General features: G+C 34.9%; 12 protein-coding genes, 1 other RNA gene, 1 pseudogene and 1 other annotated feature. Of the genes and pseudogenes, 10 read left to right on the top strand and 4 right to left on the bottom strand.

The annotated features are described in order from the left end of the window. Positions 1-11 precede the first annotated feature (11 nt). Both dtd and OEI98_RS06115 read left to right on the top strand, forming a co-directional pair. Positions 12-461, top strand: a complete 450-nt coding sequence (dtd, locus tag OEI98_RS06110) for a D-aminoacyl-tRNA deacylase (protein WP_019907629.1) — start codon at positions 12-14, stop codon at positions 459-461. Positions 462-471: 10 nt separating this feature from the next. Further along, positions 472-1,104 carry an MBL fold metallo-hydrolase gene (locus OEI98_RS06115; protein WP_003869773.1) on the top strand — a complete coding sequence of 211 codons (633 nt, stop codon included), beginning with the start codon at positions 472-474 and terminating at the stop codon, positions 1,102-1,104. A 30-nt stretch (positions 1,105-1,134) separates the two neighbouring features. Here the strand turns inward: OEI98_RS06115 and OEI98_RS06120 are convergent, their stop codons facing one another. The 4 genes from OEI98_RS06120 to OEI98_RS06135 are packed head-to-tail and all read right to left on the bottom strand — an operon-like array spanning position 1,135 to position 4,688. Further along, positions 1,135-2,343 carry an ABC transporter permease gene (locus OEI98_RS06120; protein ID WP_003869774.1) on the bottom strand — a complete coding sequence of 403 codons (1,209 nt, stop codon included), beginning with the start codon at positions 2,341-2,343 and terminating at the stop codon, positions 1,135-1,137. Positions 2,344-2,355: 12 nt separating this feature from the next. Further along, positions 2,356-3,048 (bottom strand): ABC transporter ATP-binding protein, encoded by a 693-nt coding sequence (locus OEI98_RS06125; protein WP_266040240.1) that lies wholly within the window; start codon positions 3,046-3,048, stop codon positions 2,356-2,358. After that, positions 3,048-4,229, bottom strand: coding sequence for an efflux RND transporter periplasmic adaptor subunit (locus OEI98_RS06130; RefSeq protein WP_266040242.1), 1,182 nt, complete (start codon positions 4,227-4,229; stop codon positions 3,048-3,050). Before OEI98_RS06130 ends, OEI98_RS06125 begins: the two co-directional genes overlap by 1 nt. Before the next feature lie 18 nt (positions 4,230-4,247). Beyond that, positions 4,248-4,688: a MarR family winged helix-turn-helix transcriptional regulator gene (locus OEI98_RS06135; protein WP_266040244.1), complete on the bottom strand. Its 441-nt coding sequence runs from the start codon at positions 4,686-4,688 to the stop codon at positions 4,248-4,250. Between the two features lie 211 nt (positions 4,689-4,899). Continuing rightward, positions 4,900-5,101 (top strand) — a binding site (T-box leader). Positions 5,102-5,167: 66 nt separating this feature from the next. Here OEI98_RS06135 and hisS point away from each other — a divergent pair. The 8 genes and pseudogenes from hisS to ord all read left to right on the top strand — a co-directional run bounded on the left by hisS (position 5,168) and on the right by ord (position 11,588). Beyond that, positions 5,168-6,424, top strand: coding sequence for a histidine--tRNA ligase (gene hisS / locus OEI98_RS06140; RefSeq protein WP_266040246.1), 1,257 nt, complete (start codon positions 5,168-5,170; stop codon positions 6,422-6,424). A 15-nt stretch (positions 6,425-6,439) separates the two neighbouring features. Next, complete coding sequence (gene aspS / locus OEI98_RS06145; RefSeq protein WP_266040248.1) at positions 6,440-8,218, top strand: aspartate--tRNA ligase; 1,779 nt, start codon at positions 6,440-6,442, stop codon at positions 8,216-8,218. Positions 8,219-8,284: 66 nt separating this feature from the next. After that, positions 8,285-8,467: non-coding RNA, 6S RNA (gene ssrS, locus OEI98_RS06150), on the top strand. Positions 8,468-8,484: 17 nt separating this feature from the next. Then, the gene (locus tag OEI98_RS06155; protein WP_004396521.1) at positions 8,485-9,195 is read left to right on the top strand and encodes a ThiF family adenylyltransferase; all 711 of its coding nucleotides are present in this window, start codon (positions 8,485-8,487) and stop codon (positions 9,193-9,195) included. A gap of 76 nt (positions 9,196-9,271) precedes the next feature. Next, positions 9,272-9,538, top strand: coding sequence for a metal-sensitive transcriptional regulator (locus OEI98_RS06160; RefSeq protein ID WP_003869782.1), 267 nt, complete (start codon positions 9,272-9,274; stop codon positions 9,536-9,538). A gap of 102 nt (positions 9,539-9,640) precedes the next feature. Beyond that, positions 9,641-9,958, top strand: a pseudogene (trxA, locus tag OEI98_RS06165) (thioredoxin); the annotation flags it as partial. Continuing rightward, positions 9,944-10,312, top strand: a complete 369-nt coding sequence (gene trxA / locus OEI98_RS06170) for a thioredoxin (RefSeq protein ID WP_049753480.1) — start codon at positions 9,944-9,946, stop codon at positions 10,310-10,312. The pseudogene trxA (OEI98_RS06165) and the gene trxA (OEI98_RS06170), both read left to right, overlap by 15 nt. A gap of 235 nt (positions 10,313-10,547) precedes the next feature. Continuing rightward, on the top strand, positions 10,548-11,588 hold the full coding sequence (ord, locus tag OEI98_RS06175; RefSeq protein WP_266040254.1) for a 2,4-diaminopentanoate dehydrogenase: 1,041 nt from the start codon (positions 10,548-10,550) through the stop codon (positions 11,586-11,588).

Here is an 11,588-nt window from a genome sequence, read left to right on the forward strand (position 1 = left end):
AGGTGATTTTGTTGAGAGCAGTTGTTCAACGGGTGACTCGGGGAGAAGTTAGTGTAGATGGCCAAGTGATAGGTTCAATAGGGAAAGGATTTGTTGTTTTAGTAGGTATTTCTGTTGATGATACAGAAGAAGATGTAGCCTATATGGCGGATAAAATAGTAAATTTGCGTGTTTTTGAAGATGAAGAGGGAAAAATGAATTTATCTCTTTTGGATGTAGGAGGGGAAATACTCCTCGTTTCTCAATTTACTTTGTTGGGGGATGTGAGAAAAGGGAGAAGGCCTAATTTCATGATGGCTCAAAAGCCGGAAGAGGCTTTGAAGTATTTTAATTTATTAGTAAATGAGATTGAAAAAAGAGGTGTGAGTGTCAAAACAGGTAAATTTCAGGCCATGATGAAAGTATTAATTGAAAATGACGGGCCTGTTACTATACTTATTGATTCTAAAAAAATATTTTAGGAGTGAGTTTATGAAAATACAAAGGTATATGGTAGGACTTTATGGAGCCAATTGCTATATTGTTTCTGACGAAGAAGAGAGGGAAGCAATTGTAATAGACCCAGGGGAATATTCATCTGAAATACAAGATTATATTATTACTAACAATTTAAATGTAAAATATATTTTACTCACACATGGGCATTTTGATCACATAGGTGGAGTAGAAGAGCTGAAAAAACTAACTCAAGCAAGAGTTGCCATTTCAAAAGAAGACGCTCCTATGCTTTTAGACCCTAGTTTAAACTTATCTGAAATGGTCTATAAAAAAATACTATGCAATCCTGCAGATATTTTATTAAGTGACGGTGATACTTTAACTTTTGGAAAATACAGCGTAGAAGTTATATACACCCCAGGGCACACAAAAGGAGGAGTGTGTTTTAAAATTAATAATGTATGTTTTACCGGCGATATCCTATTTAAAGGCTCTATAGGAAGATACGATTTTCCAGGAGGAGATTTTTCTACTTTAATGGACTCTATAAAAAATAAACTTTTAGTTTTAGGAAATGATGTTACAATATACCCCGGTCATGGGGACTCTTCAACTATTGGCAAGGAAAAGAGACTTAATATGTTTTTAAGGGATTTGATGGAGTGAAAAAGCAAGAGGAGGTTATTCCTCTTGCTTTTATTCATATCGTAATGCTACAATTGGGTCTAATTTGGCGGCTTTTTGTGCGGGATAGATTCCAAAGAATATTCCTACTGCTGTTGAGAAGAGAAAAGCGATTAATATTGTATTTATTGAAAAGACTGGAGTTATATCAATAAAGGGCCCGACTATATTTGCTAAAATATATCCTAAGAAAATACCTATTGCTCCACCTATAAGAGAAATTGTAACTGCTTCAATCAAAAACTGTGTCAATATGTCCTTTTGTCTTGCTCCTATTGCTTTTCTTATTCCTATTTCTCTTGTGCGCTCCGTTACAGATACAAGCATTATATTCATAATCCCTATTCCCCCGACTAAAAGAGAAATACCCGCAATGGCACCTATGACAGCTGTAAATATTCCTAATATTCTATTAAATTCTTCCAAAAAACTTATGAAGTTTTCTGTCTTGTATTTGTTTTTGTTGTGATGTAATGATTCTATCAAACGCACGGCTTGGGAGGATGTTTCATCTAATTGGTTTTGGTTATAGGTCATTACGTAAATTTGCGAGATATTAACGTCTGGAAAAATTTTTTGTGCGTAAGTTATTGGAATTGCAGCTATTACAGGTATTTGATCAGCTATTGACCCGCCTAAGCTTTTTAAATTTCCACTGTCAATGACGCCAATTATCTTTGCTGTGTCAAAGGAGGAATAGCTGCCTATTTTGATGCTTTTTCCTACGCAATCTTCATAGCCAAAAAGTTCTTTAGCTGAGTCTTTATCGATAAGTATTACGTTTCTTCCTAAAAGAATATCTTTTTCATTTAAAAATCGTCCATAGATTACTTTTAAGTTAGAAACATTTCCATAATCAAAATCTGTAGCTATAAAAAGGGCTCTTTTAGTAACTTTGTCTGTTTTGGCAAGTCCCATTTTTTCTGCAATTGGCGCAGCGTATTTTACAGAAGACAATCTTTTTCTAATCATTTCTACATCTCTAATAGCTAATCTATCGCTATCTCTAATTTCTACGTCATTTCTTGTTTTAATAGAAAACACATTTACACCGATTTTTTCAAATTCACCTAATATAGCCTTTTGGCCACCTGCTCCTAAAGAGACAATTGTTATAACTGAAGCAATGCCTATTATAATTCCCAACATCGTTAAAAAAGCTCTCAATTTGTTACTCAATATGCTGTCAATTGCCACTTTTACTGCTTCCCAAATATACATATTTATCACCTGCTAATAAGTTATTCTGTTTGGAACAAGCGTATCTTCTATAATATTTCCATCTCTTAAGCGGACTATCCTTTTTGCATGATTTGCAATATCTTGCTCATGTGTAACCATTACTATTGTAGTACCCGATTCATTGAGTTGATAAAAGATTTTCATTATTTCAATGCTAGAAGCTGTGTCAAGATTTCCTGTTGGTTCGTCTGCTAGCAAAAAAGAAGGATTCATCACAATAGCACGGGCAATAGCAACTCTTTGCTGCTGCCCTCCTGATAGCTCATTAGGTTTGTGGTGTATTCTTTCACTTAATCCCACTATTTCTAAAGCTCTTAGGGCTCTTTGCCTTCGTTCTTTTGATGGTATTTTGGCGTACAACATTGGCAGTTCTACATTTGCCAGTGCGTCTAATTTACTCAAAAGGTTAAAAGATTGAAAGACAAATCCTATCTGACGATTTCTCAAATAAGCTAACTGGTCATCGCTTAGGGTTGATACTTCAGTTCCATTGAGTTTATAACTTCCAGATGTAGGTTTATCTAAAAGGCCTATAATGTTCATTAAAGTGGATTTGCCAGAGCCAGAAGGACCGACAATTGCTACATATTCACCTTTATCTATTTTTAAAGATACGCCTTTTAATGCATCAACTTGTATCTTTCCAAGATTGTACACCTTTTTTACATTGCTTAGCTCAATCATCAGTCCTTCCCGCCCTTTACGCTAACTTTTGTGCCATCTTCGATAGAACTGGTGGGGTTTAGTATGACTTTTTCACCAACATTTACTCCACTTATGATTTCTGTCTCTAAATCAGAAGCGAGACCGGTTTTTACTTTCTTTTGTTTAGCTATGCCATTTTCTACTACATACACAAATTCATTGCCATTTTTATCGCTTACGATTGCTTCTGATGGAACTTTTATTGTATCTTTCTTTTCGCCAATTTTTATATCAACATCCACGTTAAAACCGGGCTTTATTGTGCCATCATTGTTTAAAAGGTCCACATAGACTTTTACTACATTATCTCCTCCTGTTTGAGTAATTACTTTTGTTGCAGTAGGACTCACCTTGCTGACTACTCCTTCAAAAGTTTTATCTGCAAAATGTATGTAGGCTTTTTGCCCTTCTTTTAAATTTACCGCATCATAGGGGTTTACATCCAGTGTAATCTGCAAATTGTTTAAGTCTTCTACTGTTATAGCAGGAAATTGAGATGAGGTAAAATAGCTGTTATTTTTAGCATTTACAACAGTTACAGTACCATCAAATTCAGCAGTAATATATTTTTGTTGTTTGTCCATACTTTGTTTTATGCTTTTAAGATTTAGTTCTGCAATTTCTACTTGTTTTTGTTGGAGTTTTATTTGGTCATCAAGGCTAAGTGAAGTAGTTTGCATCTGAGAAATGGAGGGCTGTTGTACTGTACTTTCTCCCGAAGGGAGTTGTTGTGGCAAAGAGGTATTTGGAATTTGAGCTGCGACTTGGGATTGTTGTGACTGTTTTTCTTTTAATTTTTTTAATGCATCCAGTTGCATTTGCGCCATTTCCAGTTGTTTTTGTGCAATTTGATATTGTATAGATAAATCTTGTGTTTCTAATTCTAGAAGTTTATCTCCTTTTTTTACATTATCTCCAACGGATACATAGACTTTTAAAACTTTAGTAGGAGATAATATGTAATATTCTTGTTTGGACTTTGATTCTACTACTCCTGTGGTAGAGAATAAAGAAACTATATCACCTTTTTCAACTTTAGCAGCATTTACCTCTACAGTGGAAGCAGAGTTTTTGTTTTTTATAGAGATTGCATAAACGGTAGAAGCCACAATTGCTAAGATGACTAAGACTATTAAAAACGTTTTTACACTGTTTTTCATAAAGCACCACCTTCAAAATTATAGTTCTTCTTTGATTTTTTGTAATATGTTTTTTAATGTTTCTAATTCTTGAGGAGAGAGTTTTTCAAAAATTGGCTGCAAAATTTTTTCCCTAAACATTGCTAAGTGTTTATAAAGATCTTGGCCTTTTTTTGTCAAAGAAATTTCTATTTTTCTTCTGTCTTCCAAATCAAAGTTCCTTTGAACTAACCCTTTTTCTACAAGTTTATCTACTATACTTGTAAGGGTACTGGGAGAAATACCTAATTCTAAAGCAATATCTTTCATATACATTGGATTGCTTTTATTTTCGCTTAAAATTATTATTACTTGTTGTTCTCCAATTGTGAGGTCTTTTTGAAATTCAGAGAGGTTGTTTGCTCTCAATTGGTTGTTGAGTTTTTGTCTAATTGTACGCAACAAATCATATAAAAGCTTACTATCGCAATCCTTGTTCATAAAGTTTCACCCCAAAAATTTTCAATATAAAATATTTTGTATATAAAAATATTAACTCACTAAAATTTTTTTGTCAATAGTTAGGTGAGATATTATAAAAGTATAAAAAAGACATTGTAGAACAATGCCCAATTAGCGATAAAAATATAAAAAGATAATTGTGATTGACAGCTAATAATAGTATAATGTATAATAACAAGTAAAATGATGGATAAATGCGATGACCAGGAGAGTAGCAATAGCAGGTATACAGGGAGAAGATACCGCGACTGAGAGTATCTTTATACTTATGCTATTGTGAAGGACACCTGTGAGCAGACCAGTCGACAAGGTAGGCTGTGTCCGTGAACCTGCGTTAAAGGAATGAGTCCAAATCAGGGTGGCACCACGGGATTTAACCTCTCGTCCCTGCAAATTGTTGCAGACGAGGGGTTTTTAAATGTATAAAGTTATTACAAAATGCAAAAGGAGTTGGTGAAATGCTTACAAAAGCTCCAAGAGGGACAAAGGATATTCTTCCTTCAGAGTCTTATAAATGGCAGTATGTAGAAGAGCTTATAAGGAAGATATGCGATGATTATGGCTTTAGGGAAATAAGAACCCCCGGTTTTGAACATACAGAGTTATTTTTAAGGGGAGTAGGGGAATCAACTGATATCGTGAGAAAAGAGATGTATACTTTTACGGACAAAGGCGGAAGAAGTATTACTTTAAAACCTGAAGGTACTTCTCCGGCTGTAAGAGCATTTATAGAGCACAATTTATATGCGGAGGCGCAGCCAACGAAGTTGTATTATATAACTCCTGTTTACAGATATGAAAGGCCTCAGTCTGGAAGGCTAAGAGAACATCACCAATTTGGAGTAGAAATATTTGGTGCTAAAAGCGCTTCTGCGGATGCGGAAGTTATAAGTGTTGCTATGACGCTTTTAAAAAAATTGGGACTTAATAATTTGGAGCTTAGAATAAACAGTGTTGGGTGTTCTGCTTGTAGAAAAAATTATAATAAAGTGCTTAAGGATTTTTTAAAGGACAATTTGGAGTATTTGTGTGATGACTGTAAAGTCAGATATGAGATAAATCCTTTGAGAGTATTAGACTGTAAAGTTGAAAGTTGTCAGAGGATAACCAAAGATGCGCCTCTTATTACAGATTATTTGTGTGATGATTGCAAAAATCATTTTGAAGAACTACAAAAATATTTAGATGTAATGGGCTATGATTATATAATTGACCCCAGAATTGTGAGAGGACTTGATTATTATACCAAAACTGCCTTTGAAATAATTTCAAAAGGCATCGGAGCTCAAGGAACCGTATGCGGTGGAGGAAGATATGATGGTCTTATAGAAGAATGCGGAGGGCCTTCTATGCCAGGAGTAGGTTTTGGAATGGGACTAGAAAGACTTTTGCTTACTTTGGAGCAAAAGGGTATTGAGATTCCAAAACCTGAAGGCGTAGATTTGTTCATAGCTTATGTTGGGGAAGACACAAAATTATTTACTTTTGCCCTTGCTAATAAACTGCGATTTAATGGATTAAAAGTAGAAAGAGACAACATGGATAGAAGTTTAAAAGCACAAATGAAGTATGCCAATAAGCTTAATGCGAAGTTTGCTATTGTAATAGGAGAAGAAGAGATGAAGAAAAACAAAGTTAAATTAAAAGATATGAGAGATGGAAGCGAAGTAGAAATATCCATTGATGAAATAGAACAAAGGATAAAAAATATATAAAATGGAGGGAGTAAAATGGGAGAACAATTAAAAGGACTTAAAAGGACTCACATGTGTGGAGAATTGACAGTGGAAGATGTCGATAAATCCGTTGTAGTAATGGGATGGGTGCAAAGGAGAAGAGACCATGGAGGATTAGTGTTTATAGATTTAAGAGATAGAACAGGCATTGTGCAGGTGGTTTTTAGCAATGAGGTTTCTTCTGAAGCCTTTGAAAAAGTGCAAAGCGTAAGAAGTGAATATGTACTGGCAATAGAGGGAAAAGTGGTAAAAAGGGCTCCGGAAAATGTAAATCCTAAAATTTCTACAGGAGAAATTGAAATATATGCTAATACTTTAAAAATTTTAAGCAAATCAGAGACTCCGCCTTTTCCAATAGAGGATAGGAGCAATGTATCAGAAGCTATAAGGTTGAAATACAGATACTTAGATTTGAGAAGGCCTTCAATGCAACAAAATTTGATGACTCGGTTTAAAATAACTAAAGTTGTCCGCGATTTTTTAAACAGAAATGGTTTTATAGAAATAGAAACTCCTCTTTTAATTAAAAGTACTCCAGAAGGGGCAAGGGACTATCTTGTACCGAGTAGAATTTATCCAGGAAAATTTTATGCTTTGCCTCAATCTCCTCAAATATTCAAACAACTTCTTATGATTTCTGGATTTGACAAGTATTACCAAATAGCCAAATGTTTAAGAGATGAGGATTTAAGAGCAGATAGGCAACCAGAGTTTACACAAATAGATATAGAAATGTCTTTTGTAGAAGTAGAAGATGTTTTGAAAATTAACGAAAAAATGATTGCAGAGATATTTAAAGAGACTTTAGGCATTGATGTACCAATTCCTTTTAAAAGATTATCTTATCAAGAATCTATGGAAAGATTTGGGACAGATAAACCAGACTTGAGGTTTGGAATGGAACTTAAGGATTTATCTGATATAGTGGCACAATCAGAATTTAATGTGTTTAAGAATGCTTTAAAAAACAACGGGTCTGTCAGAGGTATAAATGTAAAAGGTGCTGCTTCTATGCCAAGAAGACAGTTGGACGAACTGGTAGAGTTTGCAAAAACTTATGGCGCTAAAGGACTTTTGTGGATACAAGTTTTTGAAAAGGAAGTGAAATCTCCTGCTACTAAATTTTTAAGTGAAGAAGAAATGAAGAAAATACTCGAAAGACTTGAGGCAGAAGCCGGAGATTTGCTACTAATTGTGGCAGACAAAGATGAAATAGTTTTTGATACTTTAGCTCATTTGAGGCTAGAGCTTGGCAAGAGATTTAATTTAATTGATGAGAATAAATATGAGTTTGTTTGGATAGTAGATTTTCCACTTTTAGAGTACGACGAAGGAGAAAAAAGGTATGTAGCAAAGCACCATCCTTTTACTGCTCCTAAAGATGAAGATATAGAGCTACTGGAAAAGGAACCTTTAAAAGTCAGGGCAAAGGCTTATGACATAGTTTTAAATGGTACAGAGATTGGGGGAGGTAGTATAAGAATACACGATACTGAGCTTCAAAAAAGAATGTTTAAAGTTTTGGGATTTAGCGAAGAAAAGGCGTGGGAAAGATTTGGCTTTTTGATGGAGGCTTTCAAATACGGTGCTCCTCCCCATGGAGGTATAGCTTATGGGTTGGATAGGCTTGCAATGATTATAACGGGAAGCGACACTATAAGGGATGTAATTGCATTTCCAAAGACTCAAAATGCAGTGTGCTTGATGACAGATGCTCCTTCTGAGGTTTCAGAAGAGCAGTTAAAGGAATTGCACATAAAGGTAGACCTATAAACGTTTACCAGTTGAAAAATAGAGGCTTTTGTGATATTATTTATATAAAAAGATGAATAAAGCTGAAAAGCCCTGTGGTGTACGTGAGGTCCGGTGAAAGTTTGAGCCAACACCAATAATAAGGGAGCCTGGGCTTTGGCAGTGGAATATAGGCCGTCTTCGAACGGAAATATGAAGCTGCCAAGAGGGCACCCACTTTGTGAGTCCGGGTTCAAAAACTACCGGGAGGCACGGCACTATGGGGTTTTTTTTATGGAGGGAAGAGTGTGGACATTTTTTCACGAACAGAGCTTTTAATAGGGAAAGAAGGGCTTTTAAAACTTAAAAACAGTACTGTTGCTGTTTTTGGAATAGGAGGAGTAGGCTCTTTTGCTGTTGAAGCTTTAGTAAGAGCAGGAGTTGGTAAATTGGTTTTGATAGACGGGGACAACGTGTGTGTCACAAACATAAATAGACAGATACATGCTACTACTCATACAATAGGCAAGCCAAAGGTAGAAGTGATGAAAGATAGGATATTGGAAATAAATCCTCAAGCCCAGGTTATTATTTTTAAAGAGTTTTACTCTAGCGAAAATAGCGATAGGCTTTTGTCTAAAGAGTATGACTATGTGATTGATGCAATTGACAGAGTACCTTCTAAAATAGATTTGATAGAAAAATGCATTTCGTTAAATATTCCTATAGTAAGCAGTATGGGGGCAGGAAATAAATTAGACCCTACAAAATTTGAAGTAACGGATATATACAAGACAAGTGTATGCCCTCTGGCAAAAATAGTTAGAAGAGAACTTAAAAAAAGAGGTATTAAATCTTTAAAAGTGGTATACTCTAAAGAAGAGCCTTTAAAAAATTTCTATCAAAGCGAGGAAACTGTAACTTCTTCAAAATCGGTACCCGGCAGTATTTCTTTTGTTCCCTCTGTAGCAGGCTTAATTTTAGCGGCAGAGGTAGTAAAGGATTTATTAAAAAAATAACAAAAAGCTATTGACATATCTGTGAAAAACTTTTATACTATTCATTGGATACCCCAATGGGGTTGGGAGGTATAATATGTACCAAGATAGCAAAGAGGATTTGTTGAGAAGATTAAGAAAAATTGAAGGACAAGTAAAAGGCATACAAAAAATGATTGAAAATGACGCCTATTGTGTAGATGTACTGGTACAAGTGGCTGCTGTTAGGTCTGCAATAAACAGCGTTGGCAAAATTCTTCTTAAAAGCTATACTACTAGCTGTGTAAAGGGAGCAATGTGTACTGAAAAGCAAGATGACATGATAGATGAACTAGTTGAGACATTTATAAAATTTATGAAGTGATTTTAAAAGTTAGGTTTTGTGAGCAATTTGTTTTATAATAAATGTATAAAGCAATTGCTTTGTATAAAAATAAAATTGAAATAAAAGTATAGGAGTGGTTTTATGGCAGAATTAGTTATTACACTTGAAAATTTTGAACAAGAAGTTGTAAATTCAGATGTACCAGTCTTAATAGACTTTTGGGCTGAGTGGTGTATGCCTTGTAGAATGGTGGCTCCAATAATTGACGAATTGGCGAAAGAATATGAAGGAAAAATCAAAGTAGGTAAAATTAATGTTGATGAAGAAAATGAATTGGCGATGAAATTTAGAATAATGAGTATACCAACAATTGGGCTTTTCAAAAATGGTAAAATGGTAGATAAGATAATAGGAGCAAGACCTAAAGCAGACTTTGTAAAGTTTATAGAAAAACATCTCAATGGTGGTGCTACACAATCAGAAGAATCTGACGAGGTAGAAATTACATACGATAATTTCGAAGAAGAAGTTGTAAACTCTGATGTACCAGTATTGATAGACTTTTGGGCTGAATGGTGTGCACCTTGTAGATTAGTTGCTCCCATAATAGATGAACTAGCAAAAGAGTATAAAGGAAAGATTAAAGTAGGAAAAGTTAATGTAGACGAAGAAAATGAGCTGGCAATGCAATTTAGAATAATGAGCATACCTACAATAGGACTTTTCAAAAATGGCAAGATGGTAGATAAAATAATAGGAGCAAGACCTAAAGCAGACTTTGTAAAGTTTATAGAAAAGCATTTAAACAATTAAAAATCCTGCATTATGCAGGATTTTTAATTTTATTCCTTGAATAAATATGAAAAGAATTGTTTAATTTTCCAAAAAATTAAGAAAATCGAAACATACTAAGGCATACTCTCGCAAACCGAAGAAAACCCAATTTAATATTGGGTTTTCTTCGGTTTTTAAGGAATGGGAAAGCTTTTATTTAGCTTAAGTAAATGTATACAATATAGATATAGAGAAAATTCTTAGAGGTGATAGAATGGAAAACATAAAAGTGGTTGTATGGGGACTTGGTGCAATGGGAAGTGGTATTGCTAAGATGATACTTTTTAAAAAAGGAATGGAAATAGTTGGAGCAATTGATACAGATCCAAATAAAAGAGGAAAGGATTTGAATGAAATTTTAGGGACAAATTCTAAACCTGTTTACATCACTTCTGAACCTCAAGATATTATAAAAAAAGGAAGTGCTGATATAGCGGTTATTGCTACATCCTCCTATGTAGAAAAGGTTTTCCCACTCATTAAATTGGCGGTAGAAAATGGCATCAATGTCATTACAACTGCTGAGGAGATGGCGTATCCTTCTGCACAACATCTAGAATTAGCCAAAGAAATTGACAGACTTGCAAGAGAAAATGGCGTATCTGTCTTAGGTACAGGAATAAATCCGGGATTTGTATTAGACTATTTAATCATTGCACTGACGGGAGTTTGCGTAGATGTTGATTCCATTAAAGCAGCAAGAATTAATGACTTATCTCCTTTTGGAAAAGCTGTTATGGAAGAACAAGGGGTGGGCCTCACTCCTGAGGAATTTGAAGAAGGCGTAAAAAACGGGACTGTTGCAGGGCATATAGGATTTCCTGAGTCTATTTCGATGATTTGTGATGCTTTAGGGTGGAAACTTTCAGGTATTGAGCAGACAAGAGAGCCTATAGTTTCTAAAACTTATAGAGAGACCCCTTATGCAAGAGTTGAGCCGGGTTACGTTGCTGGATGTCGCCACATAGGGTATGGAAAGGTAGATGGAGAGGTAAAAATAGAATTGGAACATCCGCAACAGATATTACCTCAAAAAGAAGGAGTAGAGACTGGAGACTATATTGAGATTAAAGGAACTCCAAATATAAAGTTGTCTATAAAGCCTGAGATACCTGGAGGTCTAGGTACTATTGCTCTTTGTGTCAATATGATACCTCATGTCATAAACGCAGAGCCGGGTCTTGTTACAATGTTAGATTTGCCGGTACCTAGAGCTATTATGGGTGATGCAAGAGATATGATCAGGAGGAGATAA

The organism is Thermoanaerobacter sp. RKWS2 (assembly GCF_026240795.1).
Taxonomy (GTDB): Bacteria; Bacillota; Thermoanaerobacteria; order Thermoanaerobacterales; family Thermoanaerobacteraceae; genus Thermoanaerobacter; species Thermoanaerobacter ethanolicus.

Coding starts and splice junctions, on each gene's coding strand:
- aspS (WP_266040248.1), top strand. CDS start 6,440: ATGGGAGAACAATTAAAAGGACTTAAAAGGACTCACATGTGTGGAGAA.
- OEI98_RS06125 (WP_266040240.1), bottom strand. CDS start 3,048: ATGATTGAGCTAAGCAATGTAAAAAAGGTGTACAATCTTGGAAAGATA.
- hisS (WP_266040246.1), top strand. CDS start 5,168: ATGCTTACAAAAGCTCCAAGAGGGACAAAGGATATTCTTCCTTCAGAG.
- OEI98_RS06115 (WP_003869773.1), top strand. CDS start 472: ATGAAAATACAAAGGTATATGGTAGGACTTTATGGAGCCAATTGCTAT.
- OEI98_RS06130 (WP_266040242.1), bottom strand. CDS start 4,229: ATGAAAAACAGTGTAAAAACGTTTTTAATAGTCTTAGTCATCTTAGCA.
- OEI98_RS06160 (WP_003869782.1), top strand. CDS start 9,272: ATGTACCAAGATAGCAAAGAGGATTTGTTGAGAAGATTAAGAAAAATT.
- OEI98_RS06135 (WP_266040244.1), bottom strand. CDS start 4,688: ATGAACAAGGATTGCGATAGTAAGCTTTTATATGATTTGTTGCGTACA.
- ord (WP_266040254.1), top strand. CDS start 10,548: ATGGAAAACATAAAAGTGGTTGTATGGGGACTTGGTGCAATGGGAAGT.
- OEI98_RS06120 (WP_003869774.1), bottom strand. CDS start 2,343: ATGTATATTTGGGAAGCAGTAAAAGTGGCAATTGACAGCATATTGAGT.